The organism is Sphaerotilus hippei, assembly GCF_003201595.1.
Classification (GTDB): Bacteria; Pseudomonadota; Gammaproteobacteria; order Burkholderiales; family Burkholderiaceae_C; genus Sphaerotilus; species Sphaerotilus hippei.
The window spans coordinates 157577-177004 of the sequence record NZ_QJJS01000010.1; the positions used below are offsets into that span (position 1 = coordinate 157577).

At 67.9% G+C, this 19428-nt stretch carries 15 protein-coding genes; 4 read left to right on the forward strand and 11 right to left on the reverse strand.

Translation table 11 applies throughout. The features are described from left to right. Positions 1 to 14: 14 nt before the first annotated feature. Positions 15 to 551 carry a DUF4124 domain-containing protein gene (locus tag C7444_RS12310; RefSeq protein ID WP_110401150.1) on the reverse strand — a complete coding sequence of 179 codons (537 nt, stop codon included), beginning with the start codon at positions 549 to 551 and terminating at the stop codon, positions 15 to 17. A gap of 59 nt (positions 552 to 610) precedes the next feature. Between C7444_RS12310 and guaB the strand changes: the two genes are divergently transcribed. From guaB to guaA, 3 genes are read left to right on the forward strand one after another with little or no spacing between them, the layout of a single operon-like run. Continuing rightward, positions 611 to 2080 (forward strand): IMP dehydrogenase, encoded by a 1470-nt coding sequence (gene guaB / locus C7444_RS12315; RefSeq protein WP_110401151.1) that lies wholly within the window; start codon positions 611 to 613, stop codon positions 2078 to 2080. Positions 2081 to 2086: 6 nt separating this feature from the next. Continuing rightward, the gene (locus tag C7444_RS12320) at positions 2087 to 3379 is read left to right on the forward strand and encodes an MFS transporter (RefSeq protein WP_245909537.1); all 1293 of its coding nucleotides are present in this window, start codon (positions 2087 to 2089) and stop codon (positions 3377 to 3379) included. Between the two features lie 9 nt (positions 3380 to 3388). Beyond that, positions 3389 to 4987 (forward strand): glutamine-hydrolyzing GMP synthase, encoded by a 1599-nt coding sequence (guaA, locus tag C7444_RS12325; protein ID WP_110401152.1) that lies wholly within the window; start codon positions 3389 to 3391, stop codon positions 4985 to 4987. Between the two features lie 212 nt (positions 4988 to 5199). Here the strand turns inward: guaA and C7444_RS12330 are convergent, their stop codons facing one another. Further along, positions 5200 to 6405, reverse strand: coding sequence for an MFS transporter (locus tag C7444_RS12330; RefSeq protein ID WP_110401153.1), 1206 nt, complete (start codon positions 6403 to 6405; stop codon positions 5200 to 5202). Between the two features lie 161 nt (positions 6406 to 6566). Between C7444_RS12330 and C7444_RS12335 the strand changes: the two genes are divergently transcribed. After that, positions 6567 to 7640 carry an amidohydrolase family protein gene (locus C7444_RS12335; RefSeq protein ID WP_110401154.1) on the forward strand — a complete coding sequence of 358 codons (1074 nt, stop codon included), beginning with the start codon at positions 6567 to 6569 and terminating at the stop codon, positions 7638 to 7640. 172 nt (positions 7641 to 7812) lie between these two features. Here the strand turns inward: C7444_RS12335 and C7444_RS20265 are convergent, their stop codons facing one another. The 9 genes from C7444_RS20265 to C7444_RS12375 form a co-directional block, all read right to left on the reverse strand. Further along, positions 7813 to 8007, reverse strand: coding sequence for a hypothetical protein (locus C7444_RS20265; protein WP_170130733.1), 195 nt, complete (start codon positions 8005 to 8007; stop codon positions 7813 to 7815). 259 nt (positions 8008 to 8266) lie between these two features. Then, positions 8267 to 9061: a MipA/OmpV family protein gene (locus tag C7444_RS12340; protein ID WP_110401155.1), complete on the reverse strand. Its 795-nt coding sequence runs from the start codon at positions 9059 to 9061 to the stop codon at positions 8267 to 8269. Further along, entirely contained in the window at positions 9051 to 10466 is a 1416-nt protein-coding gene (locus C7444_RS12345; protein WP_110401156.1) for a patatin-like phospholipase family protein, read from the reverse strand. The genes C7444_RS12340 and C7444_RS12345 overlap by 11 nt, the downstream gene beginning before the upstream one ends. 9 nt (positions 10467 to 10475) lie before the next feature. Further along, the gene (locus C7444_RS12350) at positions 10476 to 11597 is read right to left on the reverse strand and encodes an ABC transporter permease (protein WP_110401157.1); all 1122 of its coding nucleotides are present in this window, start codon (positions 11595 to 11597) and stop codon (positions 10476 to 10478) included. Then, a complete protein-coding gene (gene rbbA / locus C7444_RS12355; RefSeq protein ID WP_110401158.1) occupies positions 11598 to 14345 on the reverse strand; it encodes a ribosome-associated ATPase/putative transporter RbbA in 2748 nt (915 codons plus the stop codon). It abuts the gene before it with no gap. Further along, the gene (locus tag C7444_RS12360; protein WP_110401174.1) at positions 14342 to 15385 is read right to left on the reverse strand and encodes an HlyD family secretion protein; all 1044 of its coding nucleotides are present in this window, start codon (positions 15383 to 15385) and stop codon (positions 14342 to 14344) included. The genes rbbA and C7444_RS12360 overlap by 4 nt, the downstream gene beginning before the upstream one ends. A 29-nt stretch (positions 15386 to 15414) precedes the next feature. Next, complete coding sequence (locus C7444_RS12365) at positions 15415 to 16824, reverse strand: efflux transporter outer membrane subunit (RefSeq protein WP_170130734.1); 1410 nt, start codon at positions 16822 to 16824, stop codon at positions 15415 to 15417. A gap of 200 nt (positions 16825 to 17024) precedes the next feature. Next, entirely contained in the window at positions 17025 to 17477 is a 453-nt protein-coding gene (locus C7444_RS12370; RefSeq protein WP_110401160.1) for a GbsR/MarR family transcriptional regulator, read from the reverse strand. A 164-nt stretch (positions 17478 to 17641) separates the two neighbouring features. Further along, positions 17642 to 19428, reverse strand: a 1787-nt coding sequence (locus C7444_RS12375) for a glycoside hydrolase family 3 protein (protein WP_211317542.1), incomplete at its 5' end; no start/stop codon positions are given.

Consider the following 19428-nt stretch of genomic DNA (forward strand, 5'->3'; position numbering starts at 1 on the left):
CCCGGCTCACCGCCTCAGGAGCACTCGGAGGCGATCAGGCCCTGCGCCCGGCGGGTCTCGGCGGCACGCTGCTCGTCGCTCAGGAACTCGCGCTCGCCGCTGGCCGTGATGCGGCTGATGCGCACGCCCGACTGCAGCGTGCGGGCGTAGTCGCGGGCCCGCTGGCAGTTGTCGGCGCGCTGGCGGGCCAGCTTCTGCTCCTCGGCCCGGCGCTGGGCTTCCTCGGCGGCCAGCGCCTGGCGCTTGCGGGCCTCCAGCGTGGCATCGGTCTGCACCACCGCCGAAGCGGCGGGCTGGGCGCTGGCGGCGGCCGACGCGGCGGGCCTGGAGGCGACCACCGCGGGTGCGGTCGCGCGCGGCGGCTGCTGCAGGATGTGGCGGTCGGGCACGCTGGCCGGGGGCGGGCGGTCGCTGTACTGGATGCGTCCGTCGGCGTCGCGCCACTTCCACTGGGCCGCGCAGGGCAAGGCGATCAGCAGCAGGGCGGCGGCCCCCAGCAGCGCCCTCGGCGAGGTGCGGCGGCGGGCGGTTCGGGAGCGGCTTGAATGCATGTCGACGAGTGTATCGCCCGTCCTCCCTATAATCCGCTTTTGCGTCTGGAGCCCGACCCATGCGCCTTCTAGGCAAAGCACTGACCTTCGATGATGTATTGTTGGTCCCCGCGTATTCTCAGGTGTTGCCCCGCGACACGTCCCTCGCGACCCGTCTGTCGCGCAACATCACCCTGAATCTCCCGCTGGTCTCGGCGGCGATGGACACGGTCACCGAAGCCCGCCTGGCGATCGCGATCGCCCAGGAGGGCGGCATCGGCATCGTCCACAAGAACCTGACGCCCCGTCAGCAGGCGGCCGAAGTGGCGCGCGTCAAGCGCTACGAATCCGGCCTGCTGAAGGATCCGATCACCATCGCCCCGGGTGCCCCGGTGCGTGACGTGATCGAGCTGTCGCGTGCCCACGGCATCTCCGGCTTCCCGGTGGTCGACGAGGGCCGCGTGGTGGGCATCGTCACCGGCCGCGACCTGCGCTTCGAGACCCGCCTGGACATCCCGGTGCGCGAGATCATGACCCCGCGCGAGCGGCTGATCACCGTCAGCGAAGGCGCGTCCCTGGCCGAGGCCAAGGCGCTGATGCACAAGCACAAGCTCGAGCGCGTGCTGGTGCTCAACGACGCCTCCGAGCTGCGTGGCCTGTTCACCGTCAAGGACATCACCAAGCAGACCAGCTTCCCGAACGCCGCCCGCGATGCGCAGGGCAAGCTGCGCGTCGGTGCGGCCGTCGGCGTCGGTGAAGGCACCGAAGAACGTGTGGACCTGCTGGCCCAGGCCGGCGTCGACGCGATCGTCGTCGACACCGCCCACGGCCACAGCCACGGCGTGATCGAGCGGGTGCGCTGGGTCAAGCAGAACTATCCGCACATCGACGTCATCGGCGGCAACATCGCCACCGGTGCGGCCGCGCTGGCCCTGGTCGAGGCCGGCGCCGACGGCGTCAAGGTCGGCATCGGCCCGGGCTCGATCTGCACCACGCGCATCGTCGCCGGCGTGGGCGTGCCGCAGATCACCGCGATCGACAACGTCGCCACCGCGCTGCAGGGCACGGGCGTGCCGCTGATCGCCGACGGTGGCGTGCGCTACTCCGGTGACATCGCCAAGGCGATCGCCGCCGGCGCCGGCACGGTGATGATGGGGGGCATGTTCGCCGGCACCGAAGAGGCGCCGGGCGAGGTCATCCTCTACCAGGGCCGCAGCTACAAGAGCTACCGCGGCATGGGCTCCATCGGGGCGATGAAGCAGGGCAGCGCCGACCGCTACTTCCAGGACAACACCGGCGCCAATCCGAATGCGGACAAGCTGGTGCCCGAGGGCATCGAGGGTCGCGTGCCCTACAAGGGCTCGGTCGTCGCCATCCTCTACCAGATGGCCGGTGGCATCCGGGCCTCGATGGGCTACTGCGGCTGCGCCTCGATCGAGGACATGCGCAACCGTGCCGAGTTCGTCGAGATCACCTCGGCCGGCATCCGTGAGAGCCACGTCCACGACGTGCAGATCACGAAGGAAGCGCCGAACTACCGGATGGAGTGACCTCGCGTGAATCCGACGCCGACCACCCCGCCGCCGGCTGCCGAGCCGGTCGGCACGGCCGAAGCCGGCCGCCGCAAGGCGGCCATGCCTTTCATCATGTTCACCGTGCTGATCGACATGGTGGCGATCGGCCTGATCATTCCGGTGCTGCCCCCGCTGGTGGGGCTGTTCACCGGATCCCAGGCCGACCATGCCTTCTGGTATGGGGTGGTCAGTTTCGCGTTCGGCTTCGCCAACTTCTTCGGCTCGCCCCTGCTGGGGGCGCTGTCGGACCACTACGGCCGCCGCCCGGTGCTGCTGCTGGGCTTCACCGGCCTGGCGCTGAGCTTCTTCGTCACCGGGCTGGCCACGGCCCTGTGGATGCTGGTGGCGATCCGGCTGGTCAGCGGTGCGCTGCAGGCCAACGCCGCGGTCGCCCAGGCCTACGTGGCCGACATCAGTGCGCCCGAGGAGCGGGCCAAGCGCTTCGGCATGCTGGGGGCCATGTTCGGCATGGGCTTCGTGCTCGGGCCGGTCATGGGCGGCCTGCTGGGCGGCATCGACCTGCACCTGCCGTTTTTCGTGGCCGGCGGACTGGCGGTGCTCAACGCGATCTACGGCATCTTCGTGCTGCCTGAATCGCTGCCGCCCGCCCGGCGCCAGCCGGTGCAGTGGCGCAAGGCCAATCCGGTCTCGTCGCTGCGCCAGCTGACGCAGCTCCAGGGCGTGGGCCTGCTGGTGGCGGTGGTCGGGCTGTCGAGCCTGGCGCAGTTCATCATGCACACCACCTGGGTGCTCTACACGACCTTCAAGTTCGGCTGGGGTCCGAAGGAGAACGGCTGGTCGCTGTTCACCGTCGGCGTGATGGCCGTGCTGGTGCAGGGCGGCCTGATCCGCGTGGCGCTCAAGCGCGCCGCGCCGGAGAAGATCGCCGTGATCGGCCTGATCTCCTCGGCCACGGCCTACGCCCTGTGGGGCGCGGCCACCGAAGGCTGGATGATGTACGCGGTGGTCGGGCTGAACCTGTTCGGCTTCATGGCCAACCCGGCCATCCAGAGCCTGGTGTCCAACGCCGCCGACGACCAGTCGCAGGGCCGCACCATGGGCGCGGTGGCCTCGCTCAACAGCCTGACCGCGGTGGCCGCGCCGGTGATCGGTGCGGCGCTGCTGGGCTTCGTGTCCCACCTGCCACGGGGTGACTGGCGCATCGGCGCCCCGTTTTTCCTCTGCTCGGCCCTGCAGGGCCTGGCCACCGTGATGGCATTGCTGCACTTCCGCCGCCATCGTGCCCTGACCGCATCGGCTGCTGCCGCTGCCTGAGCCCTCCACATGCAACACGACAAGATCCTCATCCTCGACTTCGGCTCGCAAGTCACCCAGCTCATCGGCCGCCGCGTGCGCGAGGCCCACGTGTACTGCGAGATCCACCCGAGCGACGTCAGCGACGACTTCATCCGCGACTTCGCGCCCAGGGGCATCATCCTCAGCGGCAGCCATGCCAGCACCTACGAGGACCACCAGCTGCGCGCGCCGCAGGCCGTGTGGGACGCGGGCGTGCCGGTGCTGGGCATCTGCTACGGCATGCAGACCATGGCCACCCAGCTGGGCGGCGAGGTCAGCTGGAGCGACCACCGCGAGTTCGGTTATGCCGAGGTGCGTGCGCACGGCCACACCCGGCTGCTCGACGGCGTCCAGGACTTCGTGACCGATGAAGGCCACGGCATGCTCAAGGTCTGGATGAGCCACGGTGACAAGGTCACCACGCTGCCGCCGGGCTTCAAGCTGATGGCCTCCACGCCGAGCTGCCCGATCGCCGGCATGGCCAACGAGGACAAGGGCTACTACGCCGTCCAGTTCCACCCCGAGGTGACCCACACCCAGCAGGGCGCGGCCATGCTGAACCGCTTCGTGCGCGAGATCGCCGGCTGCCGCGGCGACTGGATCATGGGCGACTACATCGAGGAGGCCGTCGCCAGGATCCGCGAGCAGGTCGGCGACGAGGAGGTCATCCTCGGCCTGTCCGGCGGGGTCGACTCGTCGGTGGCCGCCGCGCTGATCCACCGCGCCATCGGCGACCAGCTCACCTGCGTCTTCGTCGACCACGGCCTGCTGCGCCTGAACGAAGGCCAGATGGTGATGGACATGTTCGCCGGCCGCCTGCACGCCAAGGTCGTGCACGTGCAGGCCGCCGAGCAGTTCCTGGGTCACCTGCAGGGCGTGACCGACCCCGAGGCCAAGCGCAAGATCATCGGCCGCGAGTTCGTCGAGGTCTTCCAGGCCGAGGCGGCCAAGCTCAAGGGCGACGGCAACAAGGGCGCCAAGTGGCTGGCTCAGGGCACGATCTACCCCGACGTGGTCGAGAGCGGTGGCACCAAGAGCAAGAAGGCCACGATCAAGAGCCACCACAACGTCGGCGGCCTGCCCGAGACGCTGGGCCTGAAGCTGCTGGAGCCGCTGCGCGAGCTGTTCAAGGACGAGGTGCGCGAGCTGGGCGTGGCCCTGGGCCTGCCCGCCGACATGGTCTACCGCCACCCCTTCCCGGGCCCGGGCCTGGGCGTGCGCGTGCTGGGCGAGGTCAAGCCCGAGTACGTGTCGCTGCTGCAGCGCGCCGACCACATCTTCATCGAAGAGCTGCGCAAGACCATCGACCCCACCACGGGCAAGAGCTGGTACGACCTCACCTCGCAGGCCTTCACCGTCTTCCTGCCGGTCAAGAGCGTGGGCGTGATGGGCGACGGCCGCACCTACGAGTACGTGGTGTCGCTGCGCGCGGTCGAGACCTCCGACTTCATGACCGCCGACTCGGCCGAGCTGCCCTACAGCCTGCTCAAGAAGGTGTCGAGCCGCATCATCAACGAGGTGCGCGGCATCAACCGCGTGGCTTACGACGTGTCGAGCAAGCCGCCCGCGACGATCGAGTGGGAATGATTTGAAGACGGTTCACACCGTCCCGGAACGTCTCATGAATGCATTAAAGCCCTTGATTTTCAAGGGCGCCTCAGCGTGACTGCTTTCGACGAACTTCACCGCCGAAAGCACCTTTGATCTGACGGAATCAGGTCTGTTGGATTTGGCGGCGGAAGCCTTTGCCTTCATGCCCGTGTGTGGTGCCGCGCCGCAGTGCGAAGCCGGCGCCCGATTCAGGCGCCCATGGCCCGAGCCGCGCTGCCGCGTTGCAAGCCCCAGGCGGCCACCATGGCCAGCAGTGCGCATGCCGATGCGGTGATGAACACGCCGCCCAGGCCGTGTGCGGCGCTCACCAGGCCCAGCAGCGGGCTGGCCACACCGAGCGTCAGGTCCAGGAAGGCGGCATACAGCCCCATCGCGGTGCCCCGGCGTTGCGGGTCGGCCAGGCGCACGGCCACCACGCCCAGGCCCGGGAACACCAGGCCGAAGCCGGTGCCCGCGCAAGCGGCGCCCAGCACGGCCCGGGCGGGGCTGTCGGCCAGGCCCAGCTGCACCAGGCCCAGCGCCTCCAGGCCGGCAGCGGCCAGCGCCACCCGCGCACCGCCAAAGCGATCAGGCCAATGGCCCAACAGCAGGCGGGACAAAACCACCGACGCAGAAAACACGCTCATGGCCTGCCAACCCATGTCCCACCCGTGCGCCCGGTAGAGGGCGGCAGCAAACACGGTGACGGCGGCAAAGCCCACGCTGGCCAGGGCCAGGCCCAGGCCCGGCCAGACCACGGTGCGCAGCATGCTGACCCTGCTGCGTGCGCTGCTCTGCCTGGGTGCCTGTGGGGGCAGCCGCCGCAGGCTCAGCGCCACCAGGCCGGCCAGCAGGGTCTCCACCAGCGCCCAGGCGCCAAAGCCCTGCTGGTGCCACAACCACGAGCCCGCGGGCGCCCCCAGAGCAAAGGCCAGGAACATCGCCGTGCCCGCCCATGACATCACCCGCCCGGCCTTGTCTGCGCCCAGCCTGGCCACACCCCAGCCCAAGGCTCCCGTCGCGGTGAAGCTGCTGGCCGCACCCAGCAACACCTGGCCCAAGGCGATCGCCAGCAAGGCAGCCAGGCGCTGCGTGCCACAGCCCCACGAGACCAGGTAGGCTGCACCGGCCGCCAGGGCCAGGCCCGTGCCCGCGCGCATGGCCTGGCGGGGCCCGCGTTCGTCCGCCACACGGCCAGCCGGTGCGCGCAAGAGCACCGAGGTCACGAACAAGCAACCCACGACCAGGCCCAACAGCCCCGGCTCCAGGTGCAGGGCCTGCGCCAACTGCAGGGGGATCACCGGCAGGCTCAGGCCCAGAACCAGGTAAACCAGGAACAAGGACAGCAGCGCGGGGCTCAGGGCCGCCAGCGCCGAAGGGCTGGTCGATGACATCGGCAGGGTGGGTGCTTGCATGAGGCAGATCGTAAAAAGTGACCCGGCCTGCGGGTTGATCTAAAGCAGGCACCGGCGCAAGTTCACCGTTCTTTAACCTGGGCAAACATGTCGACACGCAGGGCTGCCGATACTGGTTTCACAGCACCGCGGATACCGGTGCGCCGCAAGGAGAACCTGTGATGTCGACCCCGACCCCCCTTCCCACCCCCGGCGTGGTGGACGCCAACATGCACTGGCTGCCCGAGACCCTGTTCTCGGATCCCCGCCTGCTGGATGCCTTCTTGAACACCCCGCCGCGCGAGTACGGCATCTGGGCCCGGCTGGAGCCCATTGCCGGCAGCCCGCTGCGCCAGATCATCATCGAGCAGCCTCGTGGGCAAGAGGTGCTCAACTACGCCGAGAGCCAGTACAGCCTGGAAGCCCAGCTGGCCGACATGGACCGCGCCGGCATCGAGCGCGCGGTGTTCCGCATGCCCTGCTGGCAGGAATGGCTGACGCTGGACGCCTGCAAGCTGGTGAATGACCAGCTGGCCCGGCACGTGGCCCGTTGCCCCAGCCGCTTCACGGCGCTGGCGGTGGCGCCGCCCTGGGGCACGGCAGACAGCCTGCGCGAGGTGGAGCGTTGCATCAAAGAGCTGGGTTTTGCCGGCGTTCAGATGGCTGCGCACTATGGTCAGCTCTACCTTGACGACCCCGCGTTCAAGCCCTACCTGCGCTTCCTCAACGATCTGGAGGTGCCGGTGGTGGTGCACCACACGCCCCTGCCGGTGGACTACGGCTCCATCCTCAGCTACACCAACCAGCGTCGGCAATACGGGCGCTGCGTGGCCCAGGCCACGGCGGTGGGGCGTGAGCTGTTCAGCGGCGTGTTCGACGAGTTCCCCAACCTCACCTTCATCCACTCGATGCTGGGCGGTGGCTTCTTTGCCTATGCCGACATGTTGTGCCCCACCAAGGCCGCAGCCTACCCCGATGCCGTGGACCGCTTTGCCGCCGACACCGAGAAGCTGCGCGGCCAGCTGAAGAAGAACCTGTTCTTCGACATCTCGGGCGCGCCGCAATGGGGCGCGGCCCAGTTGCGCTGTGCGGTGGAGGTGCTGGGGGCACGCAACATCCTCTACAGCGGCTCTTACCCCATCCGCAAGGATTGGTTCTTCGAGGGTGTGGGTGTGATCCGCCAACTGGGCCTGGCCGAGGCCGACGAGCAGGCCATCCTGGGTGGCAACGCGCGCCGGCTGTTCAAGCTGGATTGAGTGGGCGTGCGCGGCACCGCAGAGGCGACACCCCCGTACGGTGCGCAAGGCCTTTCACGGAAGCTGATGTCCTGGCGTGCACCACTTGTTGCCCAATTCTGATTGCACCGGAGCGCGCAGCTTGGAACCGCGCTGAGGTGACCTGCCAGGACAGATCGCCACGGCACTGGGGTCACCGTTGCGACAGTTTCTGCTGCACGGCAGTTTGCTGCGGCGTCCAGCCCCGCCCAGCACCTTGAACAGCGTCACCCCATTGCTGAGCTGGGCCAGCCGGCTGCCGCTGGGCGCTTGTTGGGCGGCTGGAGACCAGCGTGTCGGGCACCTCGGTGCCGATCAGCAGGGCCATGGCGTTGCGGTCCAGCGCCATGCGCCTGCGATAGAGCAAGGCAAATGGGGTCCACGGCCATCCGAGGGCGGTGGTGTGGATGATGCAAACGCGTCGGTGGCCACCGCATGCAACCCACCGAACCCGATGGGTGATCGTTGCGGCCGCTCGGAACTTGATTCAGGCCGCCTTGGCCTCAGGTCACCGTTGGTCGTGCGGGGGAAATCCGTCAAGCCCCGGGCCCGGGAAGGCCGAGGCGGACCACCGCCCCATGGTGGGCGAGCAGCCGATCAACAGCGGTTCAGAACACGGACACCACGGTCAATGCGTTCACGTTGACCTGACGGCGCCCGACAATCGGGCTGTTGGCGACCTCGTCGCCGTAGCGTGTGCCGGACACAGACAGGGCCACCGAGGTGGATGCGGTGATCGGCCTGATCAGTTTCAAGCCCACATTCAGGTTGGTGGTGGCACCAGGGACATATTCGGGGCGCAGCGCCGTGGCTTCCGATTCCTGCACACCGAAGAGGTAGCGCGTCACCCCCTGGCTCCACCAGGATGCCCCCACGGATGGCGACAGCACCCACCCGCCCACAGGCAGCGTGTGGCTGTAGCCCAGGCTCATCCGAAAACCATTGCCCCGCCCCGATGCATCGGCCTGCCATGACGCCTGGACCTCGCTCTGGCCTGAGCGCCACTTGGCCTGGGGCCCCAGCCAGACGCCGATGCGGCGCTTTTGCATGCCCTGGAGCGCCCACGAATCGCTGGCCTTGTACCCTTCACTGAAGCCGACCTGCACGCCCAGTTCAGCCTTGATTTCAGGACTCAACTGGCCACCGAAGTACACGCCGTCGGCCACGCGCAGCCCGCCTCGCGCGTAGGACACCACAGGGATGAGGCGTGTGCGCGACTTCACATCCAGGTAGGGCGATGGGGTAGCGGCCACGCCCGCGCCCAGCGTCCAGCGACCGGGCCCATCAGGCTCGGCAGCCACCGCCGAAACGGAGACAAGGGACATGCCGCACAGCCAGGTCCAGGCCAGGGCCGAAGCCCGCACCGCGGCCGATTTGCCAGTGTGATTCAGTTCAGGGGCCATGTTGATCTCCTGGCAGTGAGGTGGGAGGGGAGGCGTCCAGGGCCTGCAGCAAGCGTTGGAAATCGGGGGACCGTCTCAGCATGTCCGCCCCCGCTTCACGCAGCTCACGCGTCACCGCTTCGGGCAGGTACAAGGTGGTGGGCAGCGACACGAGCTTCTTGCGCAGCGGGGCATCGGGCACGCCGCGCAAGGAGATGTCGGCCAGGTACAAGGGCATCTCCTGCGGTGTGATGCCCGCGCCCGCTGCGCGCTGTCGCCAGCTTGCCAACGTCTGCTGGAACAGGTAGCGCGTCTCATCCGAGTAGCGGTGAATGGGGATGTCGGCCAGGGCCGCAGCCACCTCGCCCACACGCGGCACATTGGGGCTCAGCTCCACATGCTCGGGCGACTCGGTGCCGGAGTCCACTACGATGAACAGCGCTTTCCTGACGTTGCGCATCCAGGGTACGGTCCCATCGGGCATGACGGCCTTGGCCATGCCATCCATTTCCACCATGCCACGCAGGGCCAGGTTGTCGGCCACGCCGCCATCCACCAGGTGCAGATAGGGGTGCGTTGCCACGTCCAGGTAACGCGACAGATCCATCAGCCGCTGTTGTTCACGGGTCTTGTCGCCGCTGCGGGCCAGCGCGGCACGCGCGGCCTCACGCGGCATGGCCTTGGGGCAGTCCTGGCCGTGGTTCCACAGGGTGATGGGGGCGAAGACCAGGGGCACGGCGCTGGACGCCGCCACCGCGCGCGCCAGCGGGAAGCGGCTCATGTCACTGCAGATCAGGTCAAAGTATTCCTGCAGGAAATCGAAGCGCGTGCCGTCGCTCAAATCGGCCGCGCTGACCACGGCGAACGGCCCTTTGCGTTCGGCGGCCAGGGTGCCAAAGGTGGCACCTTTGAACAGCTCGCGGTCCAGCGATTCGGCCAACAGGTCACCCCGGCCAAAGCGGGGCGAGCCCAGGCGCCACAGGTTGCCGATGGAGAAAACCTCGTTCACCACCTGCTTCTGGAAGTCCCGCGCCAGAAAGTGCTCGGGGAACTCGTCGATCACGGCATCGCCCTTCAGCGCCCAGTAGGAAGCGATGATCGCGCCGCCCGACACGCCATAGACCAGGTCCACCTCGTCGATGAGGCGCTTGCGCTGGCCCCGCCAGGTGATGTCATGACGGGCCAGTTCTTCGATCACGCCCAAGGCCAGCGCGGCCGCGCGCGAGCCGCCACCGGAGAAGCTGACCGTGATCAGCAGCGCTTCGTCACCGGGGTGGCGGAAGAAGCCCTGGGTGTTGTAGGGCATGGCAGGCTCATTGGCCGCCTTGAGCTTGGCGTTGACGGGGTACTGCACGGTGCTGCAGGCCGTCAGCGCCAACAGGGCTGCGGCCATGAGCAGGGTGGTCAAGCGCTGGATGAGCTTCATGCGTTCAGGTCAAGACATGCTGGCAATGGTGCGCCGAAAGCGCGCTGCGGCGTAGGCAAATGCCCCGCCGCCCAGCGCCAGCAAGGCGGCGAACTGCGGCCAGACCACGTCGAAACCAGCGCCCCTGAAAAGGATAGCCTGCGCCAGGGCCACGTAGTGGGTGGTCGGTGCCAGCATCATGACCTGCTGCACCAGTTGCGGCATGTTTTCACGCGGCGTCTGCCCGCCCGACAGCATCTGCAAGGGCAAGAGGATCAGCACCAGCAGCAACCCGAACTGCGGCATGGAGCGGGCCACCGTGGCCATGACGATGCCCAGGGCGGTGCAGGCAAACAGGTGCAGCGCCGTGCCCGCCAGGAACAGCGGCAAGGAGCCGTTGATGGGCACGGCCAGGAAGCCCTGGATCACGCCCACCAGGGCCGCTCCGCTGGCCACCAGCACCACCAGGCCCATGGCCCAGACCTTGGCCAGCATGATCTCCAGCGGCGTCACCGGCATGACCAGCAGGTGCTCGATGGTGCCGTGCTCGCGTTCACGGATCAAAGCGGCACCGGTGAGCACGAGCGTGAGCATGGTCACGTTGTTGATCAGCTCCATCACGGCGGTGAACCAGCTGGTGGTGAGGCTCTGGTTGAAGCGCACGCGGGTGGCCAGTTCCACCGATGGCGTGGCGGCGGGCGCGTCGCGGTCCAGGTAGGCGGCCACCTCCTGGCTGAGGATGGCCTGCACGTAACCACTGCCCACAAAGGCCTGGTTCATGCGGGTGGCGTCCACCTTGAGCTGCAGCTCGGGCTGGCGGCCGGCCTTGATGTCGCGCTCGAAGCCTGCGGGGATGGTCAGGGCAAAGGTGTAGCGGCCGCTGTCGAGGCCCGCGTCAGCGGCCTGCGGGCCCAGCGGCACCGGGTTCATGAAATGCGGCGGGTACAGGGCGCTGGCCATGCGCATGGACAGCTGGCTCTGGTCTTCATCGATCCAGGCCATGGGCGCCTTGTGCAGTGATTCAGGCGCCGAGGTGGCTGCGCCGTACAAGCCCAGCGTGAAGGTGTAGCCGATCAGGATGAGCAGCATCGGGTCTCGCCACAAGGCCCACAGCTCCTTGTAGCCCAGTTGCAGCACGGTCTTCCAGCGCATTCAGCTCTCCTGCTTGCGCAGCATGGCCACGCTCAGGCCCAGGATCACCGGGTAGGCCAGGGCCAGGGCCAGCAACTCGGGCTGCAGGTCGGCCAGCCCCAACGCCTTGGAGAAGGTGCCTCGCGCGATGGTGAGGAAGTGCGTGGCCGGGTAGATGTGGCCGATGAAGGCGCCCGCTCCTTCCAGCGAGGTGACCGGGTCGGTGAAGCCCGAGTACTTGATGGCCGGCAGCATGGTCATCAGCGTGGTGGCGAAGATGGCCGCCGTCTGGCTGCGGAAGAAAGACGAGGTCAACAGCCCCAGGCCGGTGGCCGACAGCACGTACAGGCTGGCCCCCAGGCACAGCGCCAGGTAGCTGCCCTTGTGCGGCACCTTGAACACCCACACGGCCAGGGCCAGCATCAGCGCAAAGTTGACCATGGCCAGCAGGGCGTAAGGCAGTTGCTTGCCCAGCAGCAGCTCCAGCCGCGTGGCCGGGGTGACGTAGAAGTTGACGATGGAGCCCAGCTCTTTTTCGCGCACGATGCTCAGCGAGGTCAGCATCGAGGGGATCATCAGCAGCAGGATGGGGATGACGGCGGGCATCATCGCCACCAAGCTCTGGATGTCGGGGTTGTAGAGAAAGCGCGTCTGCACATTGAAGCGCACGCTGGCGGTCTGGCCGGCGTACCTCGCTTTCTCGGTGAGCCACCCGGCGTGCAGGGCCTGCACGTAGGACACCACGGTCTCGGCGCGCTGGGGCATGGCGCCATCCACCCACATGCCCACCTGCACGGGCGCGCCGCGCGCGATGTCGCGTGCAAAGCCGGCGGGCAGCTCCAGGGCCACGCTCAGCTCGCCGGAGCGCATGCGGCGGTCCAGCTCGGCGTGGTCGCGCACAGGGGTGCGGGCCTTGAAATAGTTCGAGCCGGTGACCGTGGCCACGTAGTCGCGGCTGAGGGCCGTGTCATCCGCATCCAGCACGGCAAAGGGCAGGTCGCGCACGTCCATGTTGATGCCGTAGCCCATCATGCACATCAGCACCAGGGTGCCCAGCAGGGCCATGGTGGCCCGGATGGGGTCGCGGGCCAGCTCCAGCGCCTCGCGGATGCTGTAGCTCATCAGTCGGCGCAGGCTGAAGGTGGGTTGCGGGGCATGGATGGCGTGATTGGGGCTGGCCTGAGTGTGCAGTGGCGCGTTGGCCAGGGCCCGCTCGGCCGTTGCGTCGTCATGCATCACCTCGCGGAGGTGGGCAATGAAGGCGGCCTCCAGGCCATCCAGGCCACGCTGTGCGGCAATGCCCTGCGGCGTGCCGGTCACCAGCACCTGGCCCGCGTGCATCAGCGAGACGCGGTCGCAGCGCTCGGCCTCGTTCATGAAGTGGGTCGAAATGAAAATGGTGACGCGGTCCACGCGCGACAGGGTCAGCAGGTGCTGCCAGAAGTGGTCGCGGGCGATCGGGTCGACGCCGCTGGTGGGCTCGTCGAGGATGAGGATCTCCGGCCGGTGCACCAGGGCCACGGCCAGCGACAGGCGCTGGCGCACGCCCAGCGGCAGGCCCGTTGGCAGGGCGTCGGCCACGTCGACCAGGTCAAATCGTTCCAGCGCATCGCGCACGGCGTCGGCCAGCTCGCCCTCGTCCATGTCGAAGAGGCGGCCGTGCATGAACAGGTTCTGGCGCACGCTGAGCTCGCTGTACAGCGAGAAGGACTGCGACATGTAGCCCACCCGGCGTCGCGTGGCCAGGTCGCCCGCGGCCACCGCATGGCCAAAGAGCTGGGCCTCGCCATGGGTGGGCGCCAGCAGGCCGGTGAGCATCTTCATGGTGGTGCTCTTGCCGCAGCCATTCGAGCCCAGGAAGCCGAAGATCTCGCCACGCTGGATGGCGAAGCTCACGCGGTTCACGGCCGTGAAGTCGCCAAACTGCATGCTCAGTTCGTGCGCCTGGATGGCGATCTCGGCCGTGGGCTGAGGCGGCGCCTGCACCCATTGCACGGGCTGGCCACGGTCTGCCAGCGGCAGCAGTTGCACGAAGGCCGCTTCCAGAGCGCGCGTGCCGGTGCGCGCCAGGATCTCGTCCTGGCGGCCTTCGGCCAGGATGCGGCCGGCGTTCATGGCCACCAGCCAGTCGAAGCGGGCGGCTTCTTCCATGTAGGCGGTGGCCACCAGCACCGTCATGCCCGGGCGCTGGGCACGGATGCGATCGACCAGCTCCCAGAACTGCACGCGCGACAAAGGGTCGACGCCGGTGGTGGGCTCGTCGAGCAACAGCAGGTCGGGGTCGTGGATCAGGGCGCAGCACAGGCCCAGTTTCTGCTTCATGCCGCCTGAGAGCTTCTGCGCCGGGCGGTCGCGGAAGGGCGTGAGGCCGGTGGCCTGCAGCAGCATGTCGATGCGCGCTTGCCGTTCTTCACGCGCCTGGCCAAACAGGCGGGCAAAGAAGGTGATGTTCTCTTCCACCGACAGCGTGGGGTAGAGGTTCTTGCCCAGGCCCTGCGGCATGTAGGCGATGCGCGGGCACACGGCCTGACGGTGGCCCGCATCGGCCATGCTGCCGCCCAGCACCTCCACCGTGCCGCTTTGCACGCGGTGCGCGCCCGCGATCAGATCGAACAGGCTGGACTTGCCCACGCCATCGGGCCCGATCAGGGCCACGGTCCCGCCCAGCGGCAGGCTCAGGGTGATGTCGCTGAGGGACTGGTTGTTGCCCCGACGCAGGCTGACGCCCTGCAGTTGCACGGCCAGCCCGGTGCCGCCCGCGGTACTCATGGTTGCAGCAGCTTTTGCAGCCGGGCGGGCCAGGGTGCATCAGGGCTGGGGCGCAGGTAGGCCACGCCGGGCAGGCCGGACTTGAGCAGGGCGCTGTGCGAGGCCAGCAGCTCCGGCGCAATCTGGGCGCGCACGCGGAACATGAGCTTCTCGCGTTCGCTGGCGGTCTCCACGGTCTTGGGCGTGAACTGGGCCGCATCCGACACGAAGGAGACCTTGGCGGGCAAGGCCACGTCGGGCTGGGCGTCGAGCACGATGCGCACCTCACTGCCGATGGCCACGCGGCCTGCGTCCTTCTCCGGCGCAAAGAAGTTCATGTAGACGTCGCCGATGTCGAGCAGGCTCAGCACCTTGCCGCCGGCACCCAGCACCTCACCCTGGCGCGCCACCAGGTACTGCACGCGGCCGGGGCGGGGCGCGCGCAAGGCGGCATCACCCAGGTCAACCTCGATGCGCGCCAGCGTGGCCCGAGAGGCGTCGATGGCCGCCAGGGCCGATGCCTGCTGGGCTTGCGCGGCCTCCACTGCCGCCTGGGCCGAGCGTACCTGGGCGCGTGCGGCCAGCAGCGTGGCCTGGGCCGTGGCCACGCGGGCCTCATCGTCATCCAGGTCCTGTCTGGAGCTGGCGCCTTCTTCCGTGAGCGTGCGGGTGCGGGCCACACGCTTGTGCGCGGCTGCCAGCTCGGCGTCGCGTTGCTGCACCAGGGCCTTGGCCGCGTCCACGTCGCTGCGGCGCAGCAGCACCTGGCTTTGCGCCGCATCGCGGGTGGCCTGGGCCTGGGCCAGCGCGGCACTGGATTCGGCGCGGCTGGCCTCCAGGGAGGCGGTGTCCATCCTGGCCAGCACGTCGCCCTGGGCCACGAGGTCGCCCTCCTTGACCTGGATATTTTGCAGGCGCCCCGCCGCTTTGGTGGCCACGTCGATGGATGTGGCTTCCATGCGGCCGTTGCCGGAAATCAGCGCCACGGATTGGTCCTGGGCCGTCCATTGCTGCCAGGCCATGAAGCCACCCACGCCCGCAACCAGCAGGGCAAGCAGCATCCAGGCGTTGTACTTGAGCTTGAGGCGGGTCACGGTGTCGGACTTTCGTTGAGTTCGGGGATGGGCGTGAGGGCACCGCCCAAGGCGGCATACAGCGAGACTCCGCTGCCCTGAAGGCTGCGGCGGGTGGTGACCTTGGCTTGCTCTGCGGCGTACAACTCGCGTTGGGCGTCCAGTACCTCCAGGTAGGGGGCAGAGCCGGCCTGCCAGCGCACCGCGGCCAGCCTGGCGCGCTCCTGCAAGGCGGCCAGCACATCGAACTGCGTTTGCAGCTGCAGGGCCAGCGAGCGTTGCGCAGACAAGGCATCGGCCACCTCTCTGAACGCGGCCTGCACGGTCTTGTCGTAGCTGGCCAGGGCCGCGTCCTGCGCGGCGCGCGCCTCGTCGATGCCGGCCTGGTTGCGGCCCGCATCGAACAGCGGCAGGCTGGCACCGGCGCCCAGGTTCCAGGCGCTGCTGCCGGCGCTGAACAGGCCGCTCAACTGGGTGCTGGCCGTGCCGAAGGCCGCCGTCAGGCTGATGCGGGGAAAGCGCGCGGCACGGGCCACCGCGATGTTGGCATCGGCCGCGCGCAGGCGGCTTTCTGCGGCGCGCACATCGGGGCGGGCCAGCAACAGGGTCGACGGCAGGTTGGCAGGCAGGCGGATGTCCAAGGTGTCCAGGTCGGCCGGTCGCAGGAAGTCCTCGTCCTTCACGGCTTCGCCCACCAGCAGGGCCACGTTCAGGCGCCCCTGCTCGCGGCTGCGCTGCAGCGCCTGCAAGTCCTGTCGCGCCTGGGCCAACAGGCCCTGGGCCTGCACCATGTCCAGCCGCGCGGCGCTGCCCACTTCAAAGCGCCGCCGGGCGATGCGGGCAGACTGCTCGCGGCTGCTCACCGCCTGCGTCGACAGCTCGATGCGCTCGGTCAACTCGGCGTCCAGCAGCAGCGCTTGCGCCAGCTGGTTCACCAGGCTGATGGCGAGTGCACGCTGGTTGTCGCCGCTGGCCAGGAAGTTTTGCCACGCCGCTTCGCTCAGGTTGCGCTGGCGCCCCCACAGGTCCAGCTCCCAGGACGCCGACAGCGGCACCTGGAAGGTGTTGTACGCGACGGGCACGCCGTAGCCAGAGAGGTCTGCAGGGGTGCGGGCACGCACCGCCTGAGGGTCGGCCGACAAGACGGGCCACAGGCCGGCTTGGGCGCCAGCCCATTGCGCCTGCGCCTGCCGGACAGTGGCCAAGGCCACCCGGCGGTCGCGGTTGTGGGCCAGCATGCGCTCAACCAGGCGCTGCAGGCGCTCGCCACGCAGGAACTGGCGCCAGTCGGCAACAAGGGGCGGCAGTGCCTGATCGTCCTTCTGCCCCAGGGCTTCAGCGATGCGGACAGGCACCGGGGATGGCCCCCGTTTGACTTCCGGAGAGAGGGCGCAACTGGCCACCAGGCCACAGCAGGCGAGCAGCATCCCGGTTCGACTGATGGTCTGGCCGGTTCGGGCAAGAGGGGTTGGGGCGCGCGCCTGCATCACACATGTTGTTCAGTACATACTGAACGCATTGTGTCACAAGGGAAAGCGCGTGGGTGTTAAATCCCTTGATTTCGCTCAATCAGTGCGGAGCTTCACACGGCTGATGTCTGGCATCAGGCCCCGTTCACTCGGGCGGCTTACTCGCCGTCCGTGGCGTCGAGCATGGCCTTGACGTGCTTGGCGGCCATCGCGTTGACGCGGGCCATGTTCTGCAGGCGCTTGTGCACCGCAGGGTCTTGTTTGCCCAACTCGTCTGCGGTTTCCTGGGCCAGATGGCGCAGGCTTTCAAGTTGGTCCAGTGCCCGCGCGATGCTGCTGCGGTAGGGGTTGGCTGCCAGTTGGTAGTAGTCCTGGCGCTCGCCTGGGCGGCTGACCAGTTCGATCACCCCACGCTCACGCACCAGGCGCAGGTTGGTGGAGATGCTGCCCCGGCTCACCTGCAGCCGCTCGGCGATTTCGCTGAAGCTGAACGGCCCGCCCATCAGCAGGAACAGCCCGATGATCCGGCCAGCGATGCGCGGCAGGCCATCGGCCTCCATCTGGACCGCGGCCCGCTCGATGAACCGATCGTGGACGTCTTGCGCTTTCATGGCCGGAGTTTACCTTTGGGCCTTCAAGGCAAGCCTGCCGGCCAGGCATTTCTGCTCGGGCGGGATTGCATGTTTGTCTCCTGAGCAGGCGTCGTTGTTGTTGCGGTCGGGATGCCGCCGTGCGCCACCTCCAAGGCGCGGCACACGGCGGCAGGCTCAGGCGGTCAGTAGCTGAGACCGAAGCCGAAAGGGAACAGCGGCGCGGCGCTGTCGAAGGGCACGTCCGGAAGCTGAGCGGTGACGGCGGTCATCGACGAGGGCAGTTCGAAGGGTAGCTTGCCCTCGGGCTTGACCTTGCCGGTCAGTACGTCCAATACCGCATCGTCGGTGGTGCCAAACTCGGCCAGCACCACCCGGGCAAGCGACATCACGTTGGTGAGGATGGCCGGTCGCTCCATGTGGACATTGACGATCACGGGCACGCCTGCAGCTTGGGCCGCCTTGATGGCGGCGTAGTCGCCGAGCGGATCGTTGCCATCCTCGAAGGTCAGATTGCCTTCGTGGAACAGGCCGTAGAGGATCGACGACGGGAAGGGCATCTGATACGGCGATGACACGCGCAGGATGGCCACGTCTGCCTCTGATGGCGTCGACACCACCGTGAAGCCGCGTGCGGTGACCACGGCGGCGTCCATCTTCATGCTGCCTCCCAGGTATACCTTCTTGACCGTGCTGGCCAGGGGCAGCAGCTTGTCGGTGTTCTGCAGCAGAACATGAGAGCGACTCTGAACCATGTTGGCCTGCGCCTGGTGGTCGCCTGTCGCAAACAGTGCCTTGGCTGCTGCCACATCGACATACGGGTTCTCGAACAGGCCCTGCTGGAACTTCTGGATCAGTATGCGCTTGACCGCATCGTTCACGCGGGCCTCGGTCACCAGGCCCGTGGTGACGGCATCGATGAGGGTCTGTCGATCAGAGGTCTGCACGCCGCCGAACTGGTCCACCCCGGCATTCACCGACTTGGCGATCTTCTGGACCGGCGTCAGCGATTCCACGCCGAAATCGGTGCCGTGGTGGCTGGAGTAGGCGAGGTTCCCGTAGGGCACGTAGGCGCCCGACGCGGGCAGCGGTACGCCGTTCTTGCACAGGTCATCGCAGTAGCGCAGGATGCCCCAGTCGCTCACGACCACGCCCTTGAAGTTGTGCTTGCCACGAAGCAGGTCGGTGAGCAGGGGCTTGTTGTAGGCGGCGGCCACTTCCTCCAGCGTAACGCCTTCCGCAGTGACGGTGCCGTAGGGCATCGAGTAGGTCGGCATGATGCCGCCAGCCCCTGCGGCAATGGCGCCGTCGTAGACGGCCAGATGCTTGTCCAGCATGCCGCCCGGGAAGGTCATGTAGCGGCCATAGTAGTTGTGACTGTCCAGGCCGTCTTTCTGTGCGCCGTAGCCGCCCCAATGCTTGACCACGGTGATCACGCTGTTGGTGTTGATGCCTGTGTTGCCGGCCTGAAAGCCTTCCACATAAGCTTGCGTCAGCGCACTGACCGTGGCGAAGTCCTCGCCGAACGTGTCGGCGATGCGTGTCCAGCGCGGCTCGGTGGACACGTCAGCCTGGGGTGACAGGCCGGTCGTGATGCCAACGGCCCGGTACTCCTGGCGAACCAGCTCGGCGTAACGCCTAGTCACCGCCGGATCACGCAGTGCGGCCAAGCCGATGTTCTGTGGCCACTTCGAGAAGCTGCCCGCCGCGACACCCTGTCCTGCCACTGAGGCAAAGGAGTTGCGCGGGTCTGTGCTGATCGAGATGGGAATGCCCAGTCGAGAGGCTTCTCCCATGGCCTGCAGGTCGTTGTGCGCAGTAGCGATTACGTCGGCGTCGGCATCCATGCGCGTGATGAAGGTGTTGTGAACCGCCCCGGGTTTCATGGAGGCCAGTTGGTTTAAGTCAGGCCGCGACAGCGACCTGCTCGGCGAGATGCCAGTAGTAGTTTGCCTCAGCCTCGGCGGGCGGG

What these genes read in the sequence shown, in the direction of transcription:
- C7444_RS12345 (WP_110401156.1), bottom strand. Translation starts at nt 10,466, where the DNA reads ATGAAGCTCATCCAGCGCTTGACCACCCTGCTCATGGCCGCAGCCCTG.
- guaA (WP_110401152.1), top strand. Translation starts at nt 3,389, where the DNA reads ATGCAACACGACAAGATCCTCATCCTCGACTTCGGCTCGCAAGTCACC.
- C7444_RS12335 (WP_110401154.1), top strand. Translation starts at nt 6,567, where the DNA reads ATGTCGACCCCGACCCCCCTTCCCACCCCCGGCGTGGTGGACGCCAAC.
- C7444_RS20265 (WP_170130733.1), bottom strand. Translation starts at nt 8,007, where the DNA reads ATGGCGCTGGACCGCAACGCCATGGCCCTGCTGATCGGCACCGAGGTG.
- C7444_RS12365 (WP_170130734.1), bottom strand. Translation starts at nt 16,824, where the DNA reads ATGCTGCTCGCCTGCTGTGGCCTGGTGGCCAGTTGCGCCCTCTCTCCG.
- C7444_RS12360 (WP_110401174.1), bottom strand. Translation starts at nt 15,385, where the DNA reads ATGCTGCTTGCCCTGCTGGTTGCGGGCGTGGGTGGCTTCATGGCCTGG.
- C7444_RS12340 (WP_110401155.1), bottom strand. Translation starts at nt 9,061, where the DNA reads ATGGCCCCTGAACTGAATCACACTGGCAAATCGGCCGCGGTGCGGGCT.
- rbbA (WP_110401158.1), bottom strand. Translation starts at nt 14,345, where the DNA reads ATGAGTACCGCGGGCGGCACCGGGCTGGCCGTGCAACTGCAGGGCGTC.
- C7444_RS12350 (WP_110401157.1), bottom strand. Translation starts at nt 11,597, where the DNA reads ATGCGCTGGAAGACCGTGCTGCAACTGGGCTACAAGGAGCTGTGGGCC.
- C7444_RS12310 (WP_110401150.1), bottom strand. Translation starts at nt 551, where the DNA reads ATGCATTCAAGCCGCTCCCGAACCGCCCGCCGCCGCACCTCGCCGAGG.
- guaB (WP_110401151.1), top strand. Translation starts at nt 611, where the DNA reads ATGCGCCTTCTAGGCAAAGCACTGACCTTCGATGATGTATTGTTGGTC.
- C7444_RS12330 (WP_110401153.1), bottom strand. Translation starts at nt 6,405, where the DNA reads ATGCAAGCACCCACCCTGCCGATGTCATCGACCAGCCCTTCGGCGCTG.
- C7444_RS12370 (WP_110401160.1), bottom strand. Translation starts at nt 17,477, where the DNA reads ATGAAAGCGCAAGACGTCCACGATCGGTTCATCGAGCGGGCCGCGGTC.